This is a genomic window from Cellulosimicrobium sp. I38E (genome assembly GCF_001647255.1).
GTDB lineage: Bacteria > Actinomycetota > Actinomycetes > Actinomycetales > Cellulomonadaceae > Cellulosimicrobium > Cellulosimicrobium cellulans_E.
This window is the reverse complement of sequence record NZ_LUAZ01000039.1, coordinates 122337-147514: the sequence shown is the minus strand read 5'-3', so window position 1 is coordinate 147514 and position 25178 is coordinate 122337. Positions and strand designations below refer to the sequence as shown.

Below are 25178 nucleotides of genomic sequence, written 5' to 3'. Positions count from 1 at the left end.
CGGCAGGGGCGGCCGCCGTCCTCCCCGGACCGGGGAGGACGGCGTGCACCGGCACGATCAGTCCTCGGGGTCGTGCGGGGCGCCCTCGTCGGTCGCCTCGTCGGTCGCCTCGTCGGTCACGGTGCTGCGGCGGCGCACGACGAGCACGACGACGACCGCCGCGGCGACCACGAGCGCGCCGAGCCCCACGAGGACCGGCAGGAGCGACGAGCCGCCGTCCTCCGCGTCCGTGGCGGCGTCCGTGGCCTGGGACGCCGACGACTCCGGCGACGTCTCCTCCGCCACGTCGGTCGTGGCGTCCTCGGTCGCGGTCTCCTCCGGCGTCGCCTCCTCCTCCGTCGTGGGCTCCTCGGACACCGGCGCCTCGGGCTGGGCCGCGACGGCGAACGCGAACGTGCCCTCGATGGGGTGGCCGTCGGACGAGACGACGCGCCACGCGACCGTGTACGTGTCGCCGCCGAGCGCGACGGCGGGGTCGAGCGCGAGCGTCGCGGTGCTGCCCTCGATCGTCGGAGCGCCCTGCGTGACGACCGTCCCGGCGGAGTCCGAGACCACGACCTGCGGCTCGACGGGGAGCGGCTCGGTGTTGAAGGTCAGCGTGATCGCGGTCGGGGGCGTCGCGAGCTGTGCGCCGTCGGCAGGGTCCGAGGAGAGCATGCGGTCGTGCGCGGACGCCGGCGAGGCGGTGAGCGTGGTGACGGCGGCGGTGAGGCCCAGGGCCAGCGCCGCGGCGGCGAGGAGGGCGAGGAGGGCAGGAAGGGCCGACAGGGGTCGGCGCAGGGAGAGGGTCATGAGGGTTCTTCCGTCGAGGCGCGGCAGTCGCCGCACGGTGGTGCCCCGTGGCCCGGTCGTCACCGGGTCGGCCTCGTCGGGGGCCGCGTCAGGACGCGGCGAGGGGGCGCAGCAGTGCTGCCGACGGGCCGACCGCCGTCGGCGGTCCACGCGTCGGGGCACGGCGCGCACGCCACAGGGACGCGACGCGCACCGTACGGGCCTGCGGCGTGCGCGGGCGGGCGGCGGGAGGGACGGGGACGAGCGCCGCGAGGCCGGCGCGCGGCGTCACCCAGGCGAGGAACCGCTCGAGCGCGCGTTCGCCGCGCGCGAGGACCAGCGCGAGCACGACGGTCGCCACCGCGTGCGCGACGACCATCCACAGGCCCGCGGTGCCCGACGTCGCGAGGTGCTCCGGGTGCACGAGGCTCGCCCCGCCGTCGACGGGGACCGGCGCGCCGACGGGCGCCGCGCAGACGACGTCACCCACCGAGGCGACGTGCCCGCCGTGCCCGGACGTGGCGCCGACCGGGACGCACGACCCGACGGGCGCGAGCACGACGAGCGCCTGGTGCAGCGCGACCTGGGCGCCGCCGAGAAGCACGACGAGGCGGGTGGGCGTGAACCGCAGCCGCGCGGCCGCCGTCGTGCCGGCGAGCGTGAACGCGGCGAGCGCCGCGAGGACCAGCGGGTCCGGGAGGGCGCCCCCGGCGAGGCGGTGCGCGAGCGCCGTCAGCGCGAGCACGAGGGTCGCCACGAGCGCGGCGCGGGCGACGCGCAGCGGACCGACGACCGGGGAGAGCACGACGGCCACCCTAGCGCGACGCGGGCGCGTCGTCCGGGCTGCCCGCCGCCCCCGCCGCCTCCGACGACGCGGCGGACGGTGAGCGGTCCGCGTACCGGCCGATCAGGGGGCCGGTGGGCAGGAGCCGGTCGATCCCGACGATGACGAGGCCGAGCACGAGGAAGCCGGCCCCGTAGAGCACGACGTTGACGAGCAGGCCTGTCCACCCCAGCGCGTCGAGGTCGACGAACCCGTACGGGTACTCGCTGCCGGGGCTCACGAACCCGCGGATCGTCGTGAACGCGAAGTACGCCAGCGGGTACAGGAGCCAGCGCGCGGCGTCGAGGCCGCGCAGGCGCCGGTGGGCGTCGAGCAGGAGGAAGTCGACGAACACCAGGAGCGGCAGCAGCTCGTGCTCGATCTGGCCGTCGGTCAGCCCGAGGAAGACGGCGGGGGCGTCGGGGTCCTCGGGCGCGAGCACGAGGTTGGCGACGAGCCCGGTGATCGCGGCGAAGAGCGTCACGCCGCCCTTGAGCCACCCCGGCGGCTGCCGGCGGCGCAGGAGCGACGCCACGCCCGCCCACGCGAGCACGACGGCGATGAGGAAGCCCGTCTGGTTCGTGAAGTAGACCAGCCCCTCGATGTCTCCGTCGCGCCAGATGGCGCGCGTCCCGACGAGGGCGAGGACGACGAGGAACAGCCGGAACAGTCCGACGACGACGTGCATGCGAGCTCCTTCGCGCGCGGTGCGGTGGTGCGCTCAGGAGCCTAGTGGTCCGCGCGTCGCAGCGTGCGCCGTCGCCGCGCCACGACCGCCCACACGACCAGGCTCCACAGCCCCGCCCACGCGAGGCCGACGAGCGCGGTCCGCAGGCTGCGCGCGGCGTCCTCCGCGCCGTCGGCCACGACGCGGTCGAGGTCGGAGCGCGCCATGACGGTCCCCGGCGCGTCGGCGTCCTGGACGGCGGCGAAGACCCCGGCGTACGGGCTGCCCGACGGCGCGGGGAGGTGGACCGGGGGATCGACGGCCGCGGGGTCGACGCCCTGCGCGCTCGTGGCGCCGTCCGTCCCGCGGAGCTCCACGGGGTCCGGCAGCCCGGGGACGCGCGCCGTCACGGTGCCGACCTGGACGCCGTCGGAACCGGCCTTGCCCTCCACGACGAGGACGGCGTCCGTCGCCTCGACGGCGACGCCGTCCCGGTTCAGCTCGTGCGCCAGGGAGACGTCGTGGGTCGTCGTGAACCACTTCCAGACCCCGACCACGGCGAGCGCGGCCCCGATCGCGATGGCCGCGATCACGAGCATGCCCGTGAGCTCGCGCCCCAGCCCGCGCGTCGCGCGGCGGGCCACGGTCCTGGTCGTGCTGGTCATCGTCGCTCCCTGTCCGAGGGGAACCACTCTAGGGGCGCCGCGGTGGGCACCGTTCGCGGAGCACTTGCCCCGGGCGATGATGGAGGCATGACGAACCCTGCCTCCCCCGCCCGCAACCAGCCCCGCACGACCCGGCGCAGCGTCGCCGTCGTGAACGGCTACGTCGTGCCCGTCGCCGCGGACCCCGTCGAGAACGGGACCGTCCTCGTCGAGGACGGGATCATCACCGCGGTCGGGGCGGACGTCGTCGTGCCCGACGGCGTCCCCACGCTCGACGCGCGGGGCCGCTGGGTGCTGCCCGGCTTCGTCGAGGCGCACGCGCACATGGGCGTCATGGAGGAGGCCGAGGGCTGGGCCGGCAACGACACGAACGAGATGACCGACCCGAACGGCGCGGCCCTGCGCGCGATCGACGCGATCAACGTCGAGGACGAGGGGTTCCGCGACGCGCTCGTGGGCGGCGTGACGAGCGCCGTCGTGAAGCCGGGCTCGGGCAACCCCATCGGCGGGCAGACCGTCGCGATCAAGACGTGGGGCGGCCGCACGGTGGACGAGCAGGTGATCCGCGAGGCGGTCTCGGTGAAGTCGGCGCTCGGCGAGAACCCCAAGCGCGTGTACGGGGACCAGAAGAAGACGCCGTCCACGCGCCTCGGGGTCGCGAAGGTCATCCGCGCCGCGTTCGTCGACGCCCAGAACTACGCCGCGAAGCGCGACGCCGCGGAGGCGAAGGGCGAGCCGTTCGACCGCGACCTCGCCAAGGAGACCCTCGCGCGCGTCCTCGCGGGCGAGCTCTACTGGGACCAGCACACGCACCGCGCCGACGACATCGCGACGGCGCTGCGTCTCGCGGACGAGTTCGGCTACAAGCTGGTGGTCAACCACGGGACCGACGGCGCCGCCGTCGCGGACGTGCTCGCCGAGCGCGACGTGCCGGTCATCTTCGGCCCCCTGTTCACCTCGCGCTCCAAGATCGAGCTGCGCAACCGCGACATCGCGAACCTCGGGGCGCTGGCGCGCGCCGGCGTGCGCGTGGCGATCACGACCGACCACCCCGTCGTGCCGATCAACTTCCTCGTGCACCAGGCGTCGCTCGCGGTGAAGGAGGGCCTGGACCGCGAGACCGCGCTGCGAGCGCTCACCGTCAACCCGGCGGCGTTCCTCGGCCTCGACGACCGGGTCGGCGCGCTCGCCCCGGGCCTCGACGGCGACGTCGTCGTGTGGTCGGGCGACCCGCTGGACGTGACGTCGCGCGCCGAGCACGTGCTGATCACGGGCGCCGAGGTCTACACGTGGGACGGGGAGGCGAACGACGGCCGCGGCGCGGGCCGCGTCGTCGAGCGCGGCGAGCGCTTCCGCGCCTGACCCGAGATCGACCCCTGCGGCCCGAGATCGACCCCCCGAAGGTCGATCTCGGCCGTGCGGGTCGACCTCGCGGCGGACGGACCGGCGCGGGCTTCCCGTGGCGCGACCCGGCACGACGGCGGACCATCGAGTCATGCGCACCCTCGACCCCTCGCGTCCGCGCCGCGCCACCGGGCTGCTCGTCGGCCTCGTCGCCGTCGGCGGTGTCCTCGCGGCGTGCTCGGGGCCCGGCCCCGGGGAGAAGGACGTCACCTACGACTCCCTCGACGCGCTCCACGAGTCCGCGACGACCGCGGGACTCACGTGCCTGTCGTTCGTCCCCGAGGACACCGGGACCCCTGACGCCGAGATGGGGGCGTGCGACGACACGACCCTGCTGGCCGTGTTCGCCGACGACGTGGACGAGGCCGAGTACTTCGCGCTCCTGCCCGAGACGCCCGCCGCGGAGGGCGAGGCCGCGCTGGTCGGGCCGAACTGGGTGATCGTCGGCGACACCGGCGACCTGCTCGAGACCCAGGCGGGGATCGGCGGGGACTTCGCGTCCGACCGCTGAGCCTCAGCGAGCCACCACCGCGCACGCGACGCACGTCCGCGCCGTCGGTCGCGCCTCCAGGCGACCGTCCGCGATCGGCTGTCCGCACGCCTCGCACACGCCGTAGGTGCCCGCGTCGAGGCGCGCGAGGGCGGCGTCCACCTCCTCCACCCGCGCCGCGGCGTCGCGAGCGAGCGCGTCCACCTGGGCCCGCTCGAACGCGATGGTCGCGCCGTCGGGGTCGTGCTCGTCGTCCGCGTTCGAGTCGCGCGACGCCTCGACGATCCCCGCGACCTCGGCGCGCAGCGCCTCCTGGCGCGCGACGGCGTCCGCGCGCACGACGAGCAGGCGCTCGCGCGCGGGATCGTCGGGGCCGGGTGGTCGACCGTCTCCTGGTGTCGTCATCTCGCTCCCCTCAACGTCGCGGAGGGGGTGAAACCGTCCCGGACGGGGAGTCCTCACCGTGCTGGGCGCATGACAGCGGCGGTCGGCGGATGGAAGAGTGGAACCGCCCGGCTCCCCCCGGGCCCGCTGCGCGGTCTCGCCCCCGCGGCGCGCGACCGACGTCCGACGGCGAGACCACAGGGGGTCTGCATGAGCACGGTCGTCGTCTTCGAGGCCTTCGGCGGGCCCGAGACGCTGCGGGTCGACGACGAGCACGTCGGCGAGCCCGGGCCCGGCCAGGTGCGCGTCGCGAACCGGGTCGTCGGCGTCAACCCCGCGGACCTCAAGCGGCTCGCCGGCGCGTTCGGGGGCCGGGTGCCCGGCGTGCTGGGGTTCGAGGCCGCGGGCGTGGTCGACGCCGTGGGGCCCGACGTCCCCGACCTCGCCCCCGGCGACGAGGTCGTCTGGCACGGGGCCGGCGCGCAGCGCGAGCTCTCGCTCGTCCGTGCCGACCACGTCCGGCGCAAGCCCGCGTCCCTGCCCTTCGAGCAGGCGGCGGTGCTGCCCGTCGCCGCGGCGACCGCGTTCTCCGCCCTCGTCCAGGCCGACGTCGGCGAGGGTGACGTGGTGCTCCTGCACGGCGCGAGCGGCGGCGTCGGGTCGGCGGCGGTGCAGATCGCGACCGCGCTCGGGGCACGCGTCGTCGGGACGGCGTCGCCCGCGAACCACGACTACCTGCGCGGGCTGGGCGCGACGCCGGTCGCGTACGGGCCCGGGCTCGTCGACGCCGTGCGCGCGCTCCCGGACGGCCTGGACGAGGTGAGCGTCGTCGTGGACCTCGTCGGCTCCGCGGACACGGTCGCCGCGACCGTCGCCCTGCTGGGCGAGGACCTGGCGCCCGCCACCCCGGACGACCCGCCGAGCGCGGTGACGATCGTCGGGTCGGACGCGTCCCGCGCCGCGGGCGTCGTCGACAAGGTCGACGCGAAGGGAGCCCTCGACGAGGTGCTCGCGCTCGCGGAGGACGGACGGCTCCGGGCCGAGGTCTCGGCCCGTTTCCCTCTGGCGGAGGCGGCGGAGGCCCTGCAGCTCGTCGCCGACGGGCACGCCCGGGGCAAGGTCGTCCTCGACGTCCCCTGACCGGGACCTCCGTCCCGGAAGGTTGTGACGCTGGGCACAAGGTTGCGTCGGGAACCGCGGGATTCCGCCGTTCCTGGGGGTGCCGCGCGCGAATCTTCTTGCGCCCCGCGTGCACGAGAGTGTGAAATCGTTAGCATGCGTAAGTTTCTTGCCGCTACCGCGGCGCTTTCCTGTGCCCTCCTGCTGGCGTCCTGCGCCTCGCCGACCGACCCGGCGAGCGACGACGCGGCGACCCCCGAGACCACGACCACGACCGAGGCGTCCCCCGAGGTGACGCCCGCCGTCGTCGCCGTGACGACCACGTGCGGCATGTTCTACGGCGGTGAGTACTCCGCCGAGCGCCTCGTCACCGAGACGACGCCGCTGCTCGAGACGCCCGAGGACGAGGCCGCCGCCGCCGCGATCTTCACCACGCGCGAGCGCCTCGCCGCGGTCCAGAACTTCGCGGACCCCGAGCTCCAGGAGAACCTCAACGAGATCAAGGCCCCGTTCGAGGCCGCCGTGCAGGGCGAGACGATCGACGCGTCGCAGCAGCAGGAGGCCCTCGACGCCTTCCGCGCGCAGTGCACCGAGGCCGGGTACGCCTTCGCGTCCTGACCTTCCCGCGCCGCGGTCCGGGCGGCCCGTCCCTCACCGAGGGGCGGGCCGTTCGCGCGTCCGGTGACCCGTGACGGATGACCCGACCTCTCGGCGTGGAGCGGGGTCGCGGCGACCGTGGGAGCATCCCACCATGCCCGTGGTCGAGTCCTCGCTCGTGGTCCCCGTCGACCCCGCGACGGCGTTCGCCGTCTCGCAGACGACCGGCACGGTCCGCCTGCGCTGGGACCCGTTCATCCGGCGGCAGTACTTCCTCGACGGCGCCACCGCGCCCGCGAAGGGCGTGCGCACCTTCACCCGGCACCGCAGCGGGCTGTCCATGGTGAGCGAGTACGTCTCCTACAACCCGCCGACGAACGTCGGGATGCGCATGGTCCGCGGGTCCTGGTTCTTCGAGAACCTCGCGGGCGGGTGGCGGTTCGCCCCCGACCCGTCCGGCGGCACGCGCGCGACGTGGCGCTACTCGTTCCGGTGCCGCCCCCGCTGGCTCGCCCCGCTCGCGGAGCGCGTCGGGTCCTGGGTGCTCGGGCGCGACGTCGACCACCGGATCGCGGGCTTCGCGCGCGGGTGCGCCGACCCCGTCGTGCTCGCCGCGGTGCGCGAGCCGACCGGATAGACGGCAGAGCTACAACCGGAACCGGACGCCCGTCGCCTGGAGCCAGGTGAAGAACCCCGCGGCCGACGTGACGAGCGCGACGACGAGGGCGACGAGGATCCAGCGCTGGGCGCGGTCGCCGAGCAGACGGAGACCGAGCCAGGCGACGCCCATGCCGACGAGGCCGCCGGCGGTGTTGGTGAGGACGTCGGTGACGTCGCTGGCCCCGATGCCGACGACGTACTGGACGATCTCGAAGGCGACCGACACCCCGACGACGAGCAGGAGCATCCTGGCGAAGCGTCGCTGCCGGGCCGCCAGGAGGACGAGCACGCCGAGCGGGACGAACACGAGGACGTTGACGGCGAGCTCTCGGGAGCCGAGGCCGCCGGTGGCGGTGCCACCCATCGGGACCAGGTTGACCGACCGGCGGCCGACGAGGTCGCCGAGGTCGCCGGTGTGGATCTTGAGCAGCACGACCCACACGAGCACCAGGACGTAGAGCCCGAGGACGACGCGCTCCGCGGTCCGGCCCGGGCGGGCCGGGGCGGGCGCGCCGCCGTCGGCCGCGCGGCCCTCGTGCTCCTCGACGAGCCCGGGGCCGACGTACGGATCGCGCGTTGCCACGGGACGCAGGCTACAGGCGACCAGCGCGCGAGCAGCACGTCGGGCAGCGGGCCCGCTGGGCCGCCTAGCGAGAGAGCGCCGCCTCGGCGTCGACGCGCTCCAGCTTGCTCGGGTTGACGACCGAGTAGAACCGCGTGATCCGCCCGTCCTCGACCGTGACCGACACGGCCGCGGCGAGCACGCCGTCGAGCTCGATCCGCACGGCGGGCGCTCCGTTGAGCCACACCGCCGACGCGCTCAGCGCCCCCGCGGTCTTGCGCAGCCCGCCGAGCAGGAACGCGACGACCCGGTCCGCGCCCACGACCGGCCTGCGTGCCGCCCGAGCGAGGCCGCCGCCGTCGGCCACCGCGACGACGTCGGGCGCGAGGACGTCCAGGAGGCCCTGGAGGTCGCCCGTGAGGAGGGAGTCGAGGAACCGCTCGACCACCCGTTCCTGCTCGGTCCGGTCGACCCGGACGCGCGGGCGCCGCGCGGCGACGTGGTCCCGCGCCCGGTGCGCGACCTGCCGCACGGCGGCCGGCGACTTGCCGACCGCCTCGGCGATCTCGTCGAACGGCACGTCGAACACCTCGCGCAGCACGAACACCGCGCGCTCCGTGGGGCCGAGCGTCTCGAGCACCGTGAGCATCGCCATGGAGACGCTCTCGGCCAGCTCGACGTCCTCGGCCACGTCGGGGCTCGTGAGGAGCGGCTCGGGCAGCCACTCGCCCACGTAGTCCTCCCGGCGCCGTGCCAGGGTCCGCAGCCGGTTGAGCGACTGCCGCGTGACGATCCGCACGAGGTAGGCGCGCGCGTCGCGCACCTGCGCGTGGTCGACGTCCGCCCACCGCAGCCACGTCTCCTGGACGACGTCCTCCGCGTCGGCGGCCGAGCCGAGGAGCTCGTACGCGACGGTGAAGAGCAGGCTGCGGTGGCGGACGAAGGGGTCGTCGCTCATGCGTCCGACCCTACGGCCGGCGCCGCCGCGACGGACCGGGGAGCGAGGGGCGGCAGGCCGCACGACGCCGCGAACTGCTCGGACCGGATGCCGAGCGCGACGTTGGAGCGGGCCGTGGCGTTCATCAGGCCCACCCGGGCCGAGAGCTCGACGAGCCCGGCCGGACCGAGGTCGTCGAGCAGCGCGGCCGAGAGCTCGTCCGTCACCACGGGCGGGGTCTGGCTCATCCCCTCCGCGTACTCCATCACCCGACGCTCGACGGGCGTGAAGACGGCGGACTCGCGCCAGCGCGGCACCTCGCGGGCCTTCACCTCGTCCAGGCCCTCGTTGCGCGACCGGAAGTAGTGGAGGTCGAGGCAGAACTCGCAGCCGACCGTCGCGGCGGACGCCATCTGCGCGAACGTCGCGAGGTTCGGGTCCAGCCGGTCCCACTTCTCGGACTTCCGGCCCACGCCCATGAGGTCCTTGAAGACCGCGGGATGGTGCCACAGCACGCCGATCGACTCCGGCACCTCGCCGAACATCGAGCGCGTCGCGCGCTTGACCAGGGAGCCGTAGAGCCCGGTGACCTCGGTGGGCGGCACTCGCGTCGTCATGTCTCCTCCTGCGTGTCTCGTGTCGTTCCCGTGTCGTGCCGACGGGACGTGTCGGGCATGAGACACCGGCGGGGCCTCTCGTGTGACACCTCGGGCGGACCGGATCGCTCGGGGGCGTGGTCCGCCCGCGGACGGCACCCCGGGACGACGGCGGCCGGCACCCCGGTCGGACGCGGCCCGGCCGTGCGCGGCGTAGCGTGCGACGCATGGGCCCGCTCGACCGTCGCCGCCCCCGGGCGTTCCTCGCCGTGGTGCTCGCGGTGGTCTCGGTCGCCGGGTCGGTCGGCGCAACGCACGGGCAGCCGGGCGCGCGGCCGCTCGACCTCGCGGCCGTCGCCCTGCTCCTGGTGTCGCCGCTCGCGCTCGTGCTCCTCGTGCCGCGCCCGGTCGTCGCGGTGCTCGTGTCCGTCACGGCGGTCGGCGTCTTCCTCGTCGCCGGGTACGCGTGGGGACCGGCGCTCGCCGGGCCCGTCGGCGTGCTCGTGGGGGTCCTCCTCAGCGGGCCCGCGGAGCGCGGGCGTCGCGTCGCCTGGGGCGGGGCCGTGCTGCTCGCGGGTGCCGTCGTCGCGGCCGCGGCCCTGCGTCCCGACGCCCCGCCGCGGGCGACGCTCCTGGGCGGAGCGGCCTGGACGGTCGTCGTGCTGCTCGTCGCGGGCGCGATTCGGGACCGGTCCAGCCGCATCGCCGCCGCACGCGAGGCCGAGCAGGTCGCGCGCGCCGAGCGAGAACGCACGGCCGTCGCGGACGAGCGGCTGCGCATCGCGCGCGAGGTCCACGACGTCCTCGCGCACTCGCTCTCCGCGATCACGGTGCAGGCCGGCGTGGGGCTGCACCTCCTCGACCGCGACCCGGACCAGGCCCGGAGCGCCCTCACCGCGATCCGCACGACGAGCACCGAGGCGCTCGACGAGGTCCGGGCCGTGCTCGGCGTCGTCCGAGGCGAGTCGCGCGCGGACCGCCCCACGAGCGACGACGGCGCCCCGCTCGCCCCGACGTGGGACCTTGCCGCGCTCCCCCGGCTCGTGCGACAGGCGGAGGGAGGCGGGCTCACGGTCGCGCTCGCCGTGGACCCCGCCGCCGCCGAACTGCCCGACCGGCTCGTCGGGGTCGTCTACCGCGTGGTGCAGGAGGCCCTGACGAACGTGCGACGGCACGCGCACGGCGCGACGCACGTCGACGTCCGCGTCGCCGTCGACGCGGGCGGCGGGTTCCGGTCCGACCTGGGCGACGCCGGTGCGGACGGGGACCACGCCTCGCGCCGCGTGACCGTGACGGTCACCGACGACGGCACGGGAGCGGCATCGGACCCCGAGCCCGGCTACGGGTTGCGCGGCATGCGCGAGCGCGTCGAGAGCGCCCACGGGTCGCTCGTGGCGGGACCGGTGCCCGGCCCGGCTCCGGGACCAGGAGCGGGCTCCGCCACCGCTGGACGCGGCTTCCGCGTGCGGGCAGTCTTTCCCTGGCCGGGCGCCACGCCCCGGCCGAGCACCACCCGGCGTTCCGACGACGGACCGCCGCGGCGCGAGGAGGCACCATGATCGACGTCGTGCTGGCCGACGACCAGGCGCTCGTGCGCGGCGGCTTCCGTGCGCTCATCGACTCCGAGGACGACATGCGCGTCGTCGCCGAGGCCGCGACCGGTGACGACGCCGTCCGGCTCGCGCTGGAGCACCTGCCCGACGTCGTGCTCATGGACATCCGGATGCCCGGGCTCGACGGGCTCGAGGCGACCCGGCGGATCGTCGCCGACCGCGCGGCGTCCCACGTGCACGTCGTCGTCGTCACCACGTTCGAGCTCGACGAGTACGTGACGGACGCGATCCGCGGCGGCGCGAGCGGGTTCCTCGTCAAGGACACCGAGCCCGTCGACCTCGTCCGGGCGGTGCGCGTCGCGGCGCGCGGCGACGCCCTGCTCTCGCCCACGGTGACCCGCCGCCTGCTGTCGCGGGTCGCGGACGCGACGCGCGCCGTCGGGCCGGTGCGCGGCGTCGAGGAGCTCACGCCGCGCGAGCGCGAGGTGCTCGTCGAGGTCGCGGGCGGGCTCTCGAACGACGAGATCGCGGGGACGCTCTACCTGTCGGAGTCGACCGTGAAGACGCACGTGTCGCGGGTCATGGCCAAGGTCGGTGCGCGCGACCGCGCACAGCTCGTCGTCGCGGCGTACGAGTCCGGGCTCGTGCGCCCCGGCTGGGCGGGCTGACCATCCTCCCAGGGCGCCACGGGGCCGACCGGCACCACGGGACGAGCGAGGTCGGCACGCGCGGGTGACGACGCGGCGTCGGGCGACGGGAAGCCTGGAGGTGCGGCCGGATCGCGGCCGCCCCCGCCGACCGGCGGGGTGCACCGACACCGGAGGTCGTCATGCTCACCGCACTCACCGGGGCCGCCGTGGTCCCCACGGAGGCCGTCGCGCACGTCGCGCACGCCGGCTGGGGGCCCGGGCCGTGGTGGTTCGTCTTCCCCCTGCTGTGGTTCCTGCTGTTCGCGTCCGTGATCTTCCTGATCGCCCGCCGCGCGCGTCGCGGCTGGGGCCCGGGCGGCCCCGGCGCGTGGCGGACGGCGGGCCCTGACCCGGTCGCGATCCTCGGCGAGCGGTACGCACGCGGCGAGATCGACGAGCAGGAGTACCGCTCCCGCCTCACGGTCCTGCGCGAGGATCGCCCCCAACCCTGACGCCGAGAACGACATGGGTGCCGTTATCCCGTGGATAACGGCACCCATGTCGTGTTCGACAGCGCGTGAGCGCGTGTTCGGCGTCAGGCGGGGGCGCCTACCGGCTCCTTGGCGCCCGACGGCGCGGACTCCCCGGTCTTGGCCGGTGCCGTGGCCTCGGTGGTCGCCTCGGACGACGCGTCGTCGTCCTCGTCCACGAAGAGGTCTTCCGCGCTGGCGGCCTCGTACTGCTCGAGGTCGAGGATGCCCTCGCGCTTGGCCACGATGGTCGGCACGAGCGCCTGGCCCGCGACGTTGACCGCGGTGCGGCCCATGTCGAGGATCGGGTCGATCGCGAGCAGCAGACCCACTCCCGCGAGCGGCAGGCCCACGGTCGAGAGCGTGAGGGTCAGCATGACGATCGCGCCGGTGAGGCCCGCGGTCGCGGCGGAGCCGACGACGGACACGAACGCGATGAGCAGGTAGTCGGTGATCGACAGGTCGATGCCGAAGATCTGCGCGACGAAGATCGCCGAGATGGCCGGGTAGATCGAGGCGCAACCGTCCATCTTGGTGGTCGCGGCCAGCGGCACGGCGAACGACGCGTACTCGCTCGGGACGCCGAGGTTGCGCTCGGTGACGCGCTGCGTCACGGGCAGCGTGCCGATCGAGGAGCGCGAGACGAACGCGAGCTGGATCGCGGGCCAGGCGCCCTTGAAGTAGCTCGAGATCTTCAGGCCGTTGGTGCGCAGGAGGATCGGGTAGACGACGAACAGCACGACCGCGAGGCCGACGTAGATCGCGACGGCGAACCACGCGAGCGACGCGAGCGACGTCCAGCCGTACGCCGCGATGGCGTAGCCGATGAGGCCGGCGGTGCCGATCGGTGCGAGGCGGATGATCCACCACAGGACCTTCTGCACGATCGCGAGCGCGGAGCGGTTGAACGCGAGGAACGGGTCCGCCTTCTTGCCCGACTTGAGCGCCGCGATGCCGATGACCAGCGCGACGACGAGGATCTGCAGGACGTTGAAGTTCACCGACGTGCTGGCGCTCGCGCCGGCGTCGGTCACCTCGACCTGCGTGCTCGCGCCGAGGCCCAGGACGTTGCCCGGGATGAGGCCGTTGAGGAAGTCGAGCCACGTGCCGGTGCGGCCCGGCTCGGACGCCGCGTCGAGCGAGACCGACGCGCGGTTGCCCGGCTGGAACAGCAGGCCCAGGCCGATGCCGACGGCCACGGAGATCGCCGCGGTGATGGCGAACCACAGGAGCGTCTGGCCCGCGAGGCGCGCGGCGTTGGTGACGGTGCGCAGGTTCGCGATCGACGCGACGATCGCGGTGAAGATGAGCGGCGGCACGACGGCCTTGAGCAGCGTGACGAACGACGAGCCGATCGTGTCGAGCGTCGTCGTCAGGCCGTTGGGGACCTCGCCGGCCGCGTCCTGCGGACCCATGGCGAGGGCGACCGCACCGAGGCCGACGCCGACCGCGAGGCCGAGCAGGATCTGGACGCTGAACGAGGGGAACCGGCGCTTCTTCTTCGCGGGCGCCGAGGCCGGGGCCTGGCTCGCCTGCTGCGGGTCGGCCTTGGAGACGGCCGACGAGGGGGTCGAGGACACAGGGGACCTTTCGGGGGGTGACGCGGGCGCACGAGCGCCCGCTCTCGGGAGAGGGGCTCGGGACGTCGTCGCGGGGCGCCGGCAGCAGCGCGGCCCGGGGCGGGATGCAGGGCACAGAGGTGACCCGCGGCCCGACGGCGAGGGCGCGCCACGCGCGTCAGCGGCTCAGGTCGCGAGGCGACCCGGGGTCCTGACGGGTGTGCGGAGGCGGAGAGGCGTCAGCGGCGACGGGGGGTCAGCGACACAGCGCGCTGGCGACTCGACGAAGGTCGACGTCGCGGCGCTGGGTGAGCTGCCAGGCAGGCACGCTGACGAACACGAAGGTTCTCCCGGAACGGTGGGTTCTCGCTGACGAGGCGGGCAGATCGACGCCCGCGGCAACCGATCATACCCGGTCGTGGTCAACCACCCGGCGCCCGGTCCTATTCCGGACGCCGGAGGAGAGCGACGATCAGCCGTTCGGCGCGTCGAGGAACGCGTGCATCAGCGGGCCCGCGGTGACGGCGCCGCCGTCGCCCGTCTCGACGAACACCGCCACCGCGAGGTCGCCCTGGGTCGCGATCATCCACGCGTGGGACTGGCTGCCGTCGCCGTACTGGGCCGTGCCCGTCTTGGCGCCCGGCTCGCCCGGGAGGTCCTGGAGGACGGACGCCGAGCCCTCGGTGACGACGGCGCGCATGAGGCCGCGCAGCGTCGTCGCCTCCTCCTCCGTGAGGGTGCCCGCAGGCTCCTCGTCGGCGACGGTCTGCACGTCCGGGTGGACCATGACGGGGGACACCGTGTGCCCGGCGGCGACGCTCGCCGCGACCGTCGCCATCGCGAGCGGCGAGGCCTGGACCTTGCCCTGCCCGATCATCGACGCCGCGTGCTCGGTGCCCTGCGAGTCGGTCGGGACGTCGCCGAAGAACGCGGGCGCCCCCAGCTCGGACTCGACGCCCAGCCCGAGCGACGCCGCGGCGTCGTGCAGCGCCTGCTGCGTCACCGTGTCCCGCTGCCCGATCATCGCGGTGTTGCACGAGTTGGCGAACGCGGTGCGCAGCGGCACGTCGCCGAGGGCCGCCGTCGGGTAGCCCGGGACGTTCTGGAACTCGCGGCCGTCCACGGAGATCGTGGGCGGGCACGCGACCGTCGTGTCGGGCGTGAGCCCCGCGCGCAGCATCGCGAGCGTCGTCGCGACCTTGAACGTCGAGCCCGGCGCGTACTGTCCGGTCGTCGCGGTCGAGAGCCCTTCGCCCGCCGTCGAGCTCGCCGCGGCCAGCACCGCGCCCGTCGAGGGCTGGATCGCGACGATCGCGCTCGGTCCCTGCCCCGCCAGCACCGCCTCGGCCGCGACCTGCATGTCCGGCCGGAGGGTCGTGCTCAGCGGCGTGCCGTCCACCGGGTCGACCGAGAAGACCTCGGTCACCTCGCCGTCGCCGTCGCCCTCGCCAGGCACGACCTCGATCGACAGGCCCGGGACACCGCGGAGCTGCTCGTCGTACTGGCGCTGGAGGCCCGAGAGACCGACCTGGTCGCCCGCGGCGATCGCCCCCTCGGACTCCTCGACGATCTCCGCCGTCGCGTCCCCCACGCGCCCGAGGATGGGGCGCGCGAACTCGCGCGTCGGGGCGAGCGGCAGCTCGTCGTCGACCACGCGGACCCCGTCGACGCCGCGCGCCGCGTCGACGTCCACGCCCGCGGTGTCCTCGGTGCGCACCGTGATCGCCTCGACGAACGCCTTCTCCCCCGCCCCGGCGACGCGCTGCGCGTACTCCTCGGGGTCGAGCCCGACGACCGCGGCGAGCTCCCGTGCGGCGCGGTCCCACGCGCCCGAGGCGACGAGCGTCTTGTCGACGCCGATGCGGTACACCGGCCGGTCCTGGACGATCGGGACGTCGTCGGCACCGAGGATGCCCGCGCGCACGGCGGGCACGCGGTTCACCGCGATCCGGTCGCCCTGGCCGAGCTCGGGGACGAGCACGTCCGGCTCCCACACGACGTCCCACGCCCCGGGCCCGTCCTCCCCGTCCGCCGCCTCCGCGAACGACAGCTCGGCCGTCGTCGTGTACTCCCACGCCTGCTCGCCCGCGACCTCCCAGCGGTAGGCGAGCGTCGCCGTCGCGCGGTCGCCCGCGTCGTCGCCCTCCTCCACGAGGTCCACGGTCTCGACCTCGACCGTGCGCTCGTACGGCGCGAGCGGCTCGAGCACCGCCTCGAGGTGGCTCTGGACGTCCGTGGCCGCGCCGTTGCGGAACTCCAGCCCGCTCACGTCGCCCGCCTGGATCGCCTGCGCGAGCGCGTCCGCCGCGTCCTGCGCCTCCGGCCGGTCGGGCGTGCAGGCCGCGAGCGGGAGGGCCAGGACGGGGGCGAGCGCCGCGGCGCTCGCCCAGCGCACGGCCCGGTGCCGGACCCGCGGCCGGCCCTGCGTGGTCGTCCGGCCGTGGTCGTGCGCGACGCTGCTCACTCGCTGCTCCCCTGCTCCGTGCCGTTCGGGACGGGAGGGACGCTACCCCACCCCCCGGACGTCCCGGACGCTCGGGACGAACCGGCCCGGTTCGTCCCCGGCTTCTTCACGTCAGGGGCGCTGACCTGCCCTTCCCGACAGGGCCAGAATGACCGCCATGGGAACGCGGACCGCCATACTGGCCCTCCTGACGGCGACGGTCGCGGCCTGCCTCGCCGGCTGCGGCACGAGTGGCGACGAGGCGTGCCGGCGGGCGGTCGACGCGTACGGGTCGACGCTCGAGGAGCTCGCGCGCGACCTCGCCACGGAGGGTGGGTCCCCGGGGGAGATCTGGTGCGACACCGACGGCCCCGGGATCGCGGTCGTCGACGTCGAGGCCGACCGTCCGAACGACTTTCGAGCCGAGACCCGTCGCCTGCGCGACGCACTCCTCTCGCGGGGGTGGGAGCCTGCGGGGCGGGTGGACGGCGGTGCCGAGACCTTCGAAAGACCTCAGGACGGCTACTCCGCGACGCTCGAGACCTTCCTCGACGGGAGCATCTCCGTCTCCTTCTCGTCACCGCACTGGTCGCCCGGCTCCTGACCGCCGGAGAGCCGCTGGTCGGTGGTCCTTCGCCTCCCGCGCGGTCAGTCCGGGGTGACCGGGCTGATCGCGTACCAGAGCCGGATGCTCTCGTCGCCTCCCGGGCCGGGCTCGTGACTGATCTGCACGGAGGTCACGACGTCACCGTTGGAGCCGTTGATCCCGGTCCGCTCGCGCGTCCCGCCCGCGCGCGACGCGTCGAGCGACGCGGGCAGCTCGTCGAGCCAGCGGTCGACCTGGGAGCGGGGGAAGCCGAGGACCTCGGCGTCGGAGACGAGCTGGTCGTGGACCGCCTGCCCGCCGGACAGGGTGCGGAACACGTTGATCGTGCTCACGTAGCCGCGGCGCGGCTGGATCGTCAGCTCCTCGGCCGTCGTCGACCACGTCCCGTCGGGGAGGGTCAGCTCGACCTGCGCCGCGCCGTCGGGCACCTGCACGACGGCCTGCGACTCGCCCAGCCCCACGGACTCCGCGGTGATCGGCCTGCTCACGTCCCAGCGCATGGGCTCGCCCCTCTCGATGTCCTCGATCGTCGTCGCCGTCCCGGTATCGCCGCCCGACGACGCCTCGCCGGGCGCCGTGCTCGTCCCGCCCGGGCTCGTGGTCGCCTCGTCCGAGCCGCCGAACGTCACCGTGCACGCCGTCAGGGCGAGCGACCCGGCGAGCACGAGGACCGCAGCCCGCGCCGCCGCCCGTCGTCGCCCGCCCGCGCCGAGCCGGCTCACTGGTCCACGTCCACGTCCCACTCGGTCAGTCTGTCAAGGATGCGGCCGATGCGTGCGGGGTTCGTGAGCCGGTAGTCGTCGATCCGGTCGGACACGTCGGTGCCGATGATCTGCGCGGCCTGGTCCGGGTGCTGCGTGACGAGCTGCTGGTACGCGGGCAGCGTGTCGCTGGAGATGTACTCCCAGCGTGTCCCCTGGTCGGCGATGTTGCCGCCCGGGAGCGGCGTCTCGACCGTCACGGTCCCCTGGACGGGGTTGTCGAACGAGATGCCCGTGAACGGGATGCCGAGGTTCTCCGGGCCGGGCGTCTCGACGCTCACCGTGAAGGGGTCGTACTGCGCGTACGTGCCCGCGCCCGGGATGGACGGCTCCCCGACGAGCGTCATGAGATAGGTGAACGCCTCACCCGTGACGGGGTGGCCGCGCATGGTCTGCCAGTCGTCGGCGATGATCTGGTTCTGCTCGCGCCACAGCAGCGCGGTGTTGCCGTCCGCGAGCGCTTGCGCGTCGCCGCCTCGCCCGGCCTCGATGTCCGCCCAGGCCTGGTACGCGGCGTCGTCGATGACGCCGGCCTCGAGCAGCCGCTCCATCTCCTCCATGCCGCCGTTCAGGTACGCCTCGTGCATGACGGCCTGGTCGACGAAGATCTCGCGCTGCATCGAGAGGAACTGGTTCTCGTAGAGCCCGAGCTCGGCGTCGGACATGGTCGCGATCGCGTCGAGCGCCGCGCGGTCGACGCCGGGCGGGAGGGCCTGGGCGCCGCTCGCGACGCCTTGCGCGAGCTGCCGCATCATGTCGAGGTCGAAGAACCCGGCGGCGAACGACGGCCCGATCATCGCCGCCATGCCGGCCCACTGCATCCACGGGTTGTCGAGGTAGAGCTCGCCGTAGTACGTGTAGACGCCCTCGATGATCTCGCGGTTGGCCGACGCCCCGGCGGACGGGTCCCAGTCGGCGAAGTCGAAGCCCGCCTCGGCGGCGGCGACGCGGGTCCAGTGCGCGACGGCGAGGTCGGAGAAGCCCGGGGAGTCGGGGTCGACGCCGAGCCGCACGAGCTGCGCGTAGAGCGCGGCGACCTGGGCGTCCGTCGCGTTCTCGAGCCACTCCGCGCGCTCGCCCGCGTCCATCGCGGCGTACTCGCCGGGGGTCGGCGTAGGGACGGTCGGTTGGCTGCCCGGCCCCGACGTGGGGCCGCCGCCCGGGCCGCCCGAGGTGCCCCCGCCGTCGCTGCTCGCGGACTCTTGCTGGTCCGCGTCGGCGGCGAGCTGGTCGGCCGCGGTGTCGAGGAGGGTCGCGGTGGCGGCGAGCGAGGGGCCGAGGCTCGCGGCCCAGTCGCTGCGGAACTCGGCGGCGTCGGGGCCCTCCCAGCGGGTCGCGACGTCGACGACGGACGTCACCTGCGCGCGGTGGGACCGCAGCGCGTCGGCGCCCGACCGCAGGCTCGACGCGAGCGCGCGCAGCGCCCGGACGTCGGCGCCCCACATGCCGCTCATGCCGTCTCCTCCCCGCACCCGCGCGTGTCCTCTCACGCGCACGTGTCGACAGCCGCGTCTGGACGGTCGCACGCCGACGCTACGCGGCACGGACGTTCGCCGCGATGGGGAGCACTGCCCATCCCGTGCGACCCGGCGACCCGCTGGGTCGGCGCCGTGCGGGGCGTGGCCGGGGCGGCCTTGCCTCAGCTCAGGCGGCGCTCGAGACGGACGGTGACCGTGTCGCCGACGTCCTTGCCGAGGCGCTTGCGCACGGCCGCGTTGAGCGACAGCATCAGGCCGCCGGAGCCGGTGGGCATCAGCCCGACGTTCCGCAGCGGCACGCCGTCGACGGTCGCGTCGACCCGGACGGACCGGAGCGAGCCGAAGAGGTCTCGCGCGTCGGGCACCTCGACGCAGGGCCAGGTGTCGCCCTTGACGTCGACGCCGACGGGCGCGGTGAACGTGCGGTCGAGGGCGACGGGGTCGAACGGCATGCGGTCCTCCGGAGGGTGGTGGGTCGTCGGTCGGTATGCCGACCGGTCGGCCGGCGCGGAGTCATCGGGCGGTTGCGTCTCGACGGCCGGCACGTCGCGCTCAGACCGCCGCGCGCACCGACTCCCCCATGCGCTCGACCGCCTCCGTGAGGACGTCGACGCCGGTCGCGAGGTTGAGGCGCACGTGACCCTCTCCGCCGGGGCCGAACCGGCGCCCGTCCTCCAGCGCGACCCGCGCCCGGTCGAGGAACCAACCGCGCGGGTCCTTCGCGGGCGCCGGGTCGGCGGCGCCGGCGACCGGGTCGACGCCCGTCGCAGCGCCGTCGATCCTTCGACAGTCGAGCCACGCGAGGTACGTCGCCTCGCCGGGGCGGTAGCCGACCTCCGGCAGGTGCTCCCCGAGGAGGTCGGCGAGGAGCCACGCGTTGCGCTCGACGCCCGCGAGGACGGCGTCGAGCCATGCCTCGCCGTGGTCGAGCGCGGCGACGTGCGCGATCACGGACACGTGCTGCACGCCGTGGCTCGCCTCCTCCGGGATCCGGCGCAGGTCGTCGGCGACGGCCGGTCCCCCGACGGCCGCCGCAGCCTTGAGGCCCGGGAGGTTCCAGGCCTTGGACGCGGAGACGATCGCCACGGCCTGCTCCGATCCCGGGACGGCGAGGAGCGGCGTGTGGGTCGTCGCCGGGCGCCCGTCGAGCCCGGGGCGGGTGAGGGGCGCGTGGATCTCGTCCGCGACGACGCGCACCCCGTACCGGGCGGCGAGCGCGAGCCCCGCCTCGAGCTCGACGGGCGTATGGGTCGTGCCGGTGGGGTTCTGCGGGTTGCACACGAGCCAGACGGCGCGGCGCCCGCTCCCGGGGCCGCGCCCGTTCGCGGCGACGCCCGTCGCGTCGGCGAACGCGCGCTCGAGCGCGTCGAGGTCGAGCCGCCCGTCGGTGCCCAGCGGCGCGTCGACGACGCGCCGTCCCTCGTTCGCGGTGAAGCCGTAGAACGGCGGGTAGACCGGCGGGTTCACGACGACCGCGTCCCCCGGGGCCGTGAGCACGCGCAGCACCTCGACGATCGCGAGCATCACGTCGGGGAGCGTGCGCGACGTCGACGCGTCGAACGACCAGCCCCACCGTCGCGCCGCGAACCGCGCGTACGCCTCGCCGTAGGTGGTGCCGACGTCGTACCCCGTGTCGCCCGCGCGCAGCGCCGCCGTCACGGCGTCGACCACGGCCTCGCACGGCGCGACGTCCATCTCCGCGACGAACAGCGGCAGCACGTCAGGCTCGAACGCCCGCCACTTCACCGACGTCCGACGCCGCAGCTCGTCGAGCGTGAGGACGTCCAGGGGTGTGCGCATCGTGCTCCTCCCTCGGTGCCGAACCCGGGACGGCTCCTCAGCAAGTCGCCCGGGTGGGGAGCGACCCCGGGTTCGGCGGGTCGACCCGGCCCACCCTAGGTCGTCTCCGGGGTCGCGGCAGCGGGGGCCGACTCCTCCGCGGCGGCGTTCGCCGGGCTCGTCGCGAGGACGACGCAGCCGCCCACCGCGGCGAGCGTCGCGACCACCGCGGGGACGGCCCAGCCCGCCCGCACGACGTCGCCGAGCACCGCGAGCCCGACGAACCCGGGGACGAGCACCTCGAGGACGGACACGGTCGCGGCGACCGTGCCCACCGCACCGCGCTCGAGCGCGCGCAGGTACGCGAGCGCGCCCGCGACACCGCCGAGGACGATCGCGATCGCCAGCGGCTGGAGCACCGTGTCGAGCAGGTCGCCGGACGCGTGGGCGCCGCGCGCGGCGACGGCGGCGACGGAGTAGCCCAGGCCGCCGAGCACGGCGAGGAGGACGGGGTGCCCGCGCCGGTAGGCGGCGGCGGTGCCCACAGCGACGGCGGCCCCGGCGACGTTGACCCACGTCGCGAAACCCGCCGGCGGGTGCGTCGCGGGCTGCTCCCCCGCGGCGAGCGCGAGCACGACGAGCCCGGCCACGACGACGCCCATCGCCACGAGGTCCGTGCGGCGCAGCGTCGCGCCGAGCACGAGCCGCGCGAGCAGCACGACGACGACCAGCGACGCCGCGACGACGGCCTGCACGACGAACAGCGGCAGATGGTCGAGGGCGAGGAGCGAGAGGAGCCAGGCGACGCCGTCGACCAGGAGCCCGCCGATGACGAGCGGCTGCGCGACGGCCGCCAGGCCGTGGGCGCGCCGTGTCGCGACGGCCTGCATGATCGTGCTCACCGCGTACAGGACGCTCGCCGTGACGGCGGCGAGCAGGGACAGGATCACGAGGCCTCGTCCCCGGGTGCCGCGGGTGCGGCCGTCGGCGCGGCAGGAGCGGCCTCCGTCGGCGCGGCGCCCACCCCGCGCAGGAACCGGCCGATCACGGGGATCTCCGTGACGCCCTCCGCCCCGGCCATGACGAGCGCCTGCGCGGCGGCCTGCTCCGCCGAGTCGAGGACGACGTAGCGGCGCGTCCAGCCCGGGTCGAACTTGTCGTTGAACGTCGCGAGCGTCTCCACCTGCGTGCCCTCGGAGAACTTCTTGACGACCGGCCGCACGAGCTGGTCGAGGCGCGAGTCGCGCTCGCCCTCCATGAGCTCGCGCAGGACGGCGAAGTTGAGCCCCAGCCCGCGCTGCCCCCGCGCGACGAGCTCCGCGATCGTCGCGACGATCGTCGCGTCCACGAGGCCGTTCGGCAGGTCGGGCACGTCGAGGCGGCGGCGCATGACGTCGAGCGACCAGCCGTCGATGTCGCTCGCGGGCACCCACTGGCAGAACGCGTCCACGCGCCCCTCGGAGGACCGGGTGACGGAGAGCATGAGCCCGGCGTCGTGCGGGTCGAACAGGCGCGAGAGCGTCATGGAGAACCCGCGCTCGTCCTCGCCGCGCCGGGACTCGTCGCTCATCGCGGAGATCTCGTCGCGCAGCGTGGGGTCGAGGGCCGTGGGGTCGTGGAACGTCGTCGTGTAGCCGGCGCGCGCGACGCGGTTCACCGCCTGGCGCAGCGACTTGTGGGCCTTGCCCTCGAGGCTGAACGACGGGCAGTCGACGGTCGCCTCGTCGCCGAGGTAGGCCGGGAGCAGGCCCGACGCCTCGTACACGGGCAGCCACGGCTCCCCCGCCGCCACGACCGCGACCTTCCACCCGTTGCGCCCCACGTGGTCGAGGAACTCGGCCCAGACGAGCTCGCGCTCGTCGGCCGGGCACACCGGGTCGGGCGAGACGAGGCACACGCCGTTGCGCACCGAGTGCGCGACGACGCCATGTCCGACGAAGAACCAGTCCTTGTCGTCGCGCAGCGCGAAGTAGTCGAGCGTGCCGCCCCCGTGCGCGGCCACGACGGCGCGCGCCTTCTCGCGCTCGGCGACGTGCTCGGCGGGCGTCGCGGGCTTGGGCGACCGCGGCGAGAGCAGCCACCAGAGCACGAGCACCACGAGCACGAGGTTGAGCACCGTCGCGACCGCGGCGAGCACGCGCGCCGCGCTCTCCAGCTCGGCGTCGCCCGCGTCGCGCGCCGCGAGCACGACGGCGACGCCCACGACGACCAGGACGAGCGCGACGCCGATCGCGACGAGGAGCAGCACCGCCCGGCGCACCGCGCGCCGCGTCGGCAGCACCGGGAACGCGCGCCACTGCGTGAGCAGCCACCCGACGGCGAGCAGCACCACGACGGCCGGCAGGGCGTGGCGGTGGTGCAGGAGGTGGGCGACGGCCGTGACCCCCAGCACCACGCACGTGACGAGCCAGGACAGCCGGTGCCCGTTCCGCAGCCCGCGCGCCGTGAGGAACAGGACCACCGCGACGAGCAGGATGCTCGACGCGTGGCTGCTCGCCTCGAGCCCCGGGATCAGGTCCTGGTAGAGCGAGAGCCGAACCCACAACCGCCGCGCCACGAGGCCCACGAGCGAGAGGACCGCGAGGACCACGACGACGGTCGCGGCGACCCGGCGCACGCGGACGCGGTGCCGCTGGGCCGCGAGCGGGGAGTGTCGACCGGTCGCGACGAGCGCGGCGTGCGGCGCGGACCGTGACGCGCCGGACGACGCGCTCGGGGACTGGCTCGGCGGCGCGCTCGGGTGGGGGGTCTCGTCGGGCACGCTCCGATCATCCGTCAGGCCCGGCCCGACCGCGCGGGCGGCCGACCTCGGGACGCGACGACGACGCGCGCCCCGAGAGGCACGGCGCCGCGTCCGTCAGCCGGCGGGGAGGATCAGGCGTCGTCGCGCGCGGGCGCCGACGACCGTCCGCCGCGCGCGTGGGCGGGCCGCTCGTCGTCGTGCACCCAGCGCCAGACGCGCGTGACGACGAACCACACCACCGCGGCCGCGACGACCGCGATGACGACCTTCTGGAGCACGCCCGCGTACTCCTCCACGACGTGCCACTGCTCGCCGAGCGCGTACCCGGCGTAGACGAAGATCGTGTTCCACACCGCGCTGCCCGCGGCGGTGAGCGCGGTGAACTTCCACAGCGGCATGCGCTCGACCCCGGCCGGGATCGAGATGAGGCTGCGGAAGATCGGGATGAAGCGGCCGAAGAAGACCGTCGCGCCACCGTGCTTGAGGAAGAACTGCTCGGTGCGGTCGACGTCCGCGACCTTGACGAGCGGCAGCCGCTCCGCGATCCAGCGCGTGCGCTCGCGCCCGATGATCGCTCCCACGGCGTAGAGCGCGAGGGCCCCGACGATCGACCCGGCCGTCGTCCAGACGATCGCCTCGACGAGCCCGAAGCTGCCCTGGCTCGCGGTGAAGCCCGCGAGCGGCAGGATGATCTCGCTCGGCAGGGGCGGGAACAGGTTCTCGAGCGCGATCGCGATGGCGGCGCCGACCGGGCCGAGCGTCTCCATGAGGTTCACGGCCCAACCCGCCACGCCGTCGAGCGCGGGCTCCGCCGTCGACGCGGCGGGCAGGGCGGCCGAGAGGGCGGCGGAGAGTCCGGAGGGCATGGTTCACGAGCCTAGGCGAGCGACCGGGTGCCCGAGGGCCGATGAGTTCGAGAGCGTGTGGAGGTCTCGTGGGGGAGCGCCGGGATCGCCCGGCCGGCCCGGAGGAGGAGCGCATGCGGATCACCACGACGGTCGAGGCGAGCGGCGGCACGACGACGGGCCTGCCCGTCCCGGAGGACGTCGCGCTGTCCTTCGGGCGGGGGCGCAAGGTCCCGGTCCTCGTGACGATCGGCGACCACAGCTACCGCTCCTCGCTCGTGTTCTACCGGGGTCAGTTCGTCGTCTCGCTGAGCGCGGCCAACCGGGAGGCGGCGGGGGTCGCGGCGGGGGACGAGGTGGAGGTCGACCTCGAGGTCGACGACGCGCCGCGCACGGTCGACGTCCCGGACGACCTCGCCCGCGCGCTCGACGACGCCGGCGCACGGGAGTCGTTCGACACCCTCTCGTTCTCGCGGCAGCGAGCGATCGTGGAGCCGGTGGCGTCGGCGAAGGCCGCCGAGACCCGGCAGCGCCGCATCGAGAAGGCGGTCGCGTCGCTCTCGTGAACGGCGTCTG

At 75.0% G+C, this 25178-nt stretch carries 28 protein-coding genes; 10 read left to right on the top strand and 18 right to left on the bottom strand.

The genetic code is table 11. The annotated features are described in order from the left end of the window. Window positions 1-57: 57 nt before the first annotated feature. The 4 genes from A0J59_RS13655 to A0J59_RS13640 form a co-directional block, all read right to left on the bottom strand. Window positions 58-792 carry a copper resistance CopC family protein gene (locus A0J59_RS13655; RefSeq protein ID WP_064316454.1) on the bottom strand — a complete coding sequence of 245 codons (735 nt, stop codon included), beginning with the start codon at window positions 790-792 and terminating at the stop codon, window positions 58-60. Window positions 793-880: 88 nt separating this feature from the next. Further along, the gene (locus A0J59_RS13650) at window positions 881-1576 is read right to left on the bottom strand and encodes a hypothetical protein (RefSeq protein ID WP_156533039.1); all 696 of its coding nucleotides are present in this window, start codon (window positions 1574-1576) and stop codon (window positions 881-883) included. Between the two features lie 10 nt (window positions 1577-1586). Next, window positions 1587-2282 carry a Pr6Pr family membrane protein gene (locus tag A0J59_RS13645; RefSeq protein ID WP_064316452.1) on the bottom strand — a complete coding sequence of 232 codons (696 nt, stop codon included), beginning with the start codon at window positions 2280-2282 and terminating at the stop codon, window positions 1587-1589. 41 nt (window positions 2283-2323) lie between these two features. Beyond that, entirely contained in the window at window positions 2324-2926 is a 603-nt protein-coding gene (locus A0J59_RS13640) for a hypothetical protein (protein ID WP_156533029.1), read from the bottom strand. 87 nt (window positions 2927-3013) lie between these two features. Between A0J59_RS13640 and A0J59_RS13635 the strand changes: the two genes are divergently transcribed. After that, window positions 3014-4288, top strand: a complete 1275-nt coding sequence (locus A0J59_RS13635) for an amidohydrolase (RefSeq protein WP_047231777.1) — start codon at window positions 3014-3016, stop codon at window positions 4286-4288. 133 nt (window positions 4289-4421) lie between these two features. Next, window positions 4422-4841 carry a hypothetical protein gene (locus A0J59_RS13630; protein WP_053369189.1) on the top strand — a complete coding sequence of 140 codons (420 nt, stop codon included), beginning with the start codon at window positions 4422-4424 and terminating at the stop codon, window positions 4839-4841. A 3-nt stretch (window positions 4842-4844) separates the two neighbouring features. On the opposite strand, the gene A0J59_RS13625 is transcribed toward A0J59_RS13630, so the two are convergent. Beyond that, entirely contained in the window at window positions 4845-5225 is a 381-nt protein-coding gene (locus A0J59_RS13625) for a TraR/DksA C4-type zinc finger protein (protein ID WP_064316450.1), read from the bottom strand. Window positions 5226-5414: 189 nt separating this feature from the next. Here A0J59_RS13625 and A0J59_RS13620 point away from each other — a divergent pair, with 189 nt between their 5' ends. From A0J59_RS13620 to A0J59_RS13610, 3 genes are all read left to right on the top strand, one after another. Beyond that, entirely contained in the window at window positions 5415-6344 is a 930-nt protein-coding gene (locus A0J59_RS13620; RefSeq protein WP_047231774.1) for an NADP-dependent oxidoreductase, read from the top strand. A gap of 135 nt (window positions 6345-6479) precedes the next feature. Next, window positions 6480-6941, top strand: a complete 462-nt coding sequence (locus A0J59_RS13615; protein WP_144425402.1) for a hypothetical protein — start codon at window positions 6480-6482, stop codon at window positions 6939-6941. Between the two features lie 133 nt (window positions 6942-7074). Beyond that, window positions 7075-7557 carry an SRPBCC family protein gene (locus tag A0J59_RS13610; protein WP_047231772.1) on the top strand — a complete coding sequence of 161 codons (483 nt, stop codon included), beginning with the start codon at window positions 7075-7077 and terminating at the stop codon, window positions 7555-7557. A gap of 9 nt (window positions 7558-7566) precedes the next feature. Here A0J59_RS13610 and A0J59_RS13605 read toward each other — a convergent pair whose 3' ends face one another. The 3 genes from A0J59_RS13605 to A0J59_RS13595 form a co-directional block, all read right to left on the bottom strand. Continuing rightward, on the bottom strand, window positions 7567-8163 hold the full coding sequence (locus A0J59_RS13605; protein ID WP_064316449.1) for a VanZ family protein: 597 nt from the start codon (window positions 8161-8163) through the stop codon (window positions 7567-7569). A 64-nt stretch (window positions 8164-8227) separates the two neighbouring features. Beyond that, entirely contained in the window at window positions 8228-9100 is an 873-nt protein-coding gene (locus tag A0J59_RS13600) for an RNA polymerase sigma-70 factor (protein ID WP_047231770.1), read from the bottom strand. After that, window positions 9097-9696, bottom strand: a complete 600-nt coding sequence (locus A0J59_RS13595; RefSeq protein ID WP_047231769.1) for a carboxymuconolactone decarboxylase family protein — start codon at window positions 9694-9696, stop codon at window positions 9097-9099. The genes A0J59_RS13600 and A0J59_RS13595 overlap by 4 nt, the downstream gene beginning before the upstream one ends. Before the next feature lie 206 nt (window positions 9697-9902). On the opposite strand from A0J59_RS13595, the gene A0J59_RS13590 reads away from it, so the two are divergent. From A0J59_RS13590 to A0J59_RS13580, 3 genes are all read left to right on the top strand, one after another. Next, window positions 9903-11234 (top strand): sensor histidine kinase, encoded by a 1332-nt coding sequence (locus A0J59_RS13590; RefSeq protein WP_064316448.1) that lies wholly within the window; start codon window positions 9903-9905, stop codon window positions 11232-11234. Next, window positions 11231-11896 carry a response regulator transcription factor gene (locus A0J59_RS13585; protein ID WP_047231768.1) on the top strand — a complete coding sequence of 222 codons (666 nt, stop codon included), beginning with the start codon at window positions 11231-11233 and terminating at the stop codon, window positions 11894-11896. The genes A0J59_RS13590 and A0J59_RS13585 overlap by 4 nt, the downstream gene beginning before the upstream one ends. 161 nt (window positions 11897-12057) lie before the next feature. Next, window positions 12058-12369: an SHOCT domain-containing protein gene (locus tag A0J59_RS13580; protein WP_047231767.1), complete on the top strand. Its 312-nt coding sequence runs from the start codon at window positions 12058-12060 to the stop codon at window positions 12367-12369. 83 nt (window positions 12370-12452) lie between these two features. Here the strand turns inward: A0J59_RS13580 and A0J59_RS13575 are convergent, their stop codons facing one another. From A0J59_RS13575 to A0J59_RS13570, 3 genes are all read right to left on the bottom strand, one after another. After that, window positions 12453-13802, bottom strand: a complete 1350-nt coding sequence (locus tag A0J59_RS13575) for a dicarboxylate/amino acid:cation symporter (RefSeq protein ID WP_064316497.1) — start codon at window positions 13800-13802, stop codon at window positions 12453-12455. Between the two features lie 400 nt (window positions 13803-14202). Then, window positions 14203-14274 carry a putative leader peptide gene (locus tag A0J59_RS22650; protein ID WP_369799778.1) on the bottom strand — a complete coding sequence of 24 codons (72 nt, stop codon included), beginning with the start codon at window positions 14272-14274 and terminating at the stop codon, window positions 14203-14205. A 144-nt stretch (window positions 14275-14418) separates the two neighbouring features. Then, on the bottom strand, window positions 14419-16410 hold the full coding sequence (locus tag A0J59_RS13570) for a penicillin-binding transpeptidase domain-containing protein (RefSeq protein ID WP_255365214.1): 1992 nt from the start codon (window positions 16408-16410) through the stop codon (window positions 14419-14421). A 157-nt stretch (window positions 16411-16567) separates the two neighbouring features. Here A0J59_RS13570 and A0J59_RS13565 point away from each other — a divergent pair, with 157 nt between their 5' ends. Next, complete coding sequence (locus A0J59_RS13565; RefSeq protein ID WP_156533027.1) at window positions 16568-16993, top strand: hypothetical protein; 426 nt, start codon at window positions 16568-16570, stop codon at window positions 16991-16993. Window positions 16994-17037: 44 nt separating this feature from the next. Here the strand turns inward: A0J59_RS13565 and A0J59_RS13560 are convergent, their stop codons facing one another. The 7 genes from A0J59_RS13560 to A0J59_RS13530 form a co-directional block, all read right to left on the bottom strand. Beyond that, a complete protein-coding gene (locus A0J59_RS13560) occupies window positions 17038-17718 on the bottom strand; it encodes a hypothetical protein (RefSeq protein ID WP_064316446.1) in 681 nt (226 codons plus the stop codon). Beyond that, window positions 17715-19211 (bottom strand): hypothetical protein, encoded by a 1497-nt coding sequence (locus A0J59_RS13555; RefSeq protein ID WP_064316445.1) that lies wholly within the window; start codon window positions 19209-19211, stop codon window positions 17715-17717. The genes A0J59_RS13560 and A0J59_RS13555 overlap by 4 nt, the downstream gene beginning before the upstream one ends. A 185-nt stretch (window positions 19212-19396) precedes the next feature. Then, a complete protein-coding gene (locus tag A0J59_RS13550; RefSeq protein WP_047231763.1) occupies window positions 19397-19687 on the bottom strand; it encodes a DUF1905 domain-containing protein in 291 nt (96 codons plus the stop codon). Window positions 19688-19787: 100 nt separating this feature from the next. Further along, window positions 19788-21035, bottom strand: a complete 1248-nt coding sequence (locus A0J59_RS13545; RefSeq protein WP_064316444.1) for a MalY/PatB family protein — start codon at window positions 21033-21035, stop codon at window positions 19788-19790. A 95-nt stretch (window positions 21036-21130) separates the two neighbouring features. Then, window positions 21131-21964: a hypothetical protein gene (locus tag A0J59_RS13540; RefSeq protein WP_064316443.1), complete on the bottom strand. Its 834-nt coding sequence runs from the start codon at window positions 21962-21964 to the stop codon at window positions 21131-21133. After that, window positions 21961-23775 (bottom strand): bifunctional lysylphosphatidylglycerol flippase/synthetase MprF, encoded by a 1815-nt coding sequence (locus A0J59_RS13535; protein WP_064316442.1) that lies wholly within the window; start codon window positions 23773-23775, stop codon window positions 21961-21963. The genes A0J59_RS13540 and A0J59_RS13535 overlap by 4 nt, the downstream gene beginning before the upstream one ends. A gap of 113 nt (window positions 23776-23888) precedes the next feature. Beyond that, window positions 23889-24623: a DedA family protein gene (locus A0J59_RS13530; protein ID WP_064316441.1), complete on the bottom strand. Its 735-nt coding sequence runs from the start codon at window positions 24621-24623 to the stop codon at window positions 23889-23891. 113 nt (window positions 24624-24736) lie between these two features. On the opposite strand from A0J59_RS13530, the gene A0J59_RS13525 reads away from it, so the two are divergent. Then, window positions 24737-25168 (top strand): YdeI/OmpD-associated family protein, encoded by a 432-nt coding sequence (locus A0J59_RS13525; RefSeq protein WP_053369176.1) that lies wholly within the window; start codon window positions 24737-24739, stop codon window positions 25166-25168. The last annotated feature ends 10 nt before the right edge of the window (window positions 25169-25178 follow it).

Bases quoted from the DNA above. Each gene is read 5' to 3' on its own strand.
- A0J59_RS13645 (WP_064316452.1), bottom strand. From the start codon at position 2,282: ATGCACGTCGTCGTCGGACTGTTCCGGCTGTTCCTCGTCGTCCTCGCC.
- A0J59_RS13530 (WP_064316441.1), bottom strand. From the start codon at position 24,623: ATGCCCTCCGGACTCTCCGCCGCCCTCTCGGCCGCCCTGCCCGCCGCG.
- A0J59_RS13545 (WP_064316444.1), bottom strand. From the start codon at position 21,035: ATGCGCACACCCCTGGACGTCCTCACGCTCGACGAGCTGCGGCGTCGG.
- A0J59_RS13525 (WP_053369176.1), top strand. From the start codon at position 24,737: ATGCGGATCACCACGACGGTCGAGGCGAGCGGCGGCACGACGACGGGC.
- A0J59_RS13565 (WP_156533027.1), top strand. From the start codon at position 16,568: ATGGGAACGCGGACCGCCATACTGGCCCTCCTGACGGCGACGGTCGCG.
- A0J59_RS13550 (WP_047231763.1), bottom strand. From the start codon at position 19,687: ATGCCGTTCGACCCCGTCGCCCTCGACCGCACGTTCACCGCGCCCGTC.
- A0J59_RS13635 (WP_047231777.1), top strand. From the start codon at position 3,014: ATGACGAACCCTGCCTCCCCCGCCCGCAACCAGCCCCGCACGACCCGG.
- A0J59_RS13580 (WP_047231767.1), top strand. From the start codon at position 12,058: ATGCTCACCGCACTCACCGGGGCCGCCGTGGTCCCCACGGAGGCCGTC.
- A0J59_RS13595 (WP_047231769.1), bottom strand. From the start codon at position 9,696: ATGACGACGCGAGTGCCGCCCACCGAGGTCACCGGGCTCTACGGCTCC.
- A0J59_RS13555 (WP_064316445.1), bottom strand. From the start codon at position 19,211: ATGAGCGGCATGTGGGGCGCCGACGTCCGGGCGCTGCGCGCGCTCGCG.
- A0J59_RS13600 (WP_047231770.1), bottom strand. From the start codon at position 9,100: ATGAGCGACGACCCCTTCGTCCGCCACCGCAGCCTGCTCTTCACCGTC.
- A0J59_RS13655 (WP_064316454.1), bottom strand. From the start codon at position 792: ATGACCCTCTCCCTGCGCCGACCCCTGTCGGCCCTTCCTGCCCTCCTC.
- A0J59_RS13610 (WP_047231772.1), top strand. From the start codon at position 7,075: ATGCCCGTGGTCGAGTCCTCGCTCGTGGTCCCCGTCGACCCCGCGACG.
- A0J59_RS13640 (WP_156533029.1), bottom strand. From the start codon at position 2,926: ATGACCAGCACGACCAGGACCGTGGCCCGCCGCGCGACGCGCGGGCTG.
- A0J59_RS13590 (WP_064316448.1), top strand. From the start codon at position 9,903: ATGGGCCCGCTCGACCGTCGCCGCCCCCGGGCGTTCCTCGCCGTGGTG.
- A0J59_RS13620 (WP_047231774.1), top strand. From the start codon at position 5,415: ATGAGCACGGTCGTCGTCTTCGAGGCCTTCGGCGGGCCCGAGACGCTG.
- A0J59_RS13625 (WP_064316450.1), bottom strand. From the start codon at position 5,225: ATGACGACACCAGGAGACGGTCGACCACCCGGCCCCGACGATCCCGCG.
- A0J59_RS13585 (WP_047231768.1), top strand. From the start codon at position 11,231: ATGATCGACGTCGTGCTGGCCGACGACCAGGCGCTCGTGCGCGGCGGC.
- A0J59_RS13630 (WP_053369189.1), top strand. From the start codon at position 4,422: ATGCGCACCCTCGACCCCTCGCGTCCGCGCCGCGCCACCGGGCTGCTC.
- A0J59_RS13575 (WP_064316497.1), bottom strand. From the start codon at position 13,802: ATGGGTCCGCAGGACGCGGCCGGCGAGGTCCCCAACGGCCTGACGACG.
- A0J59_RS13615 (WP_144425402.1), top strand. From the start codon at position 6,480: ATGCGTAAGTTTCTTGCCGCTACCGCGGCGCTTTCCTGTGCCCTCCTG.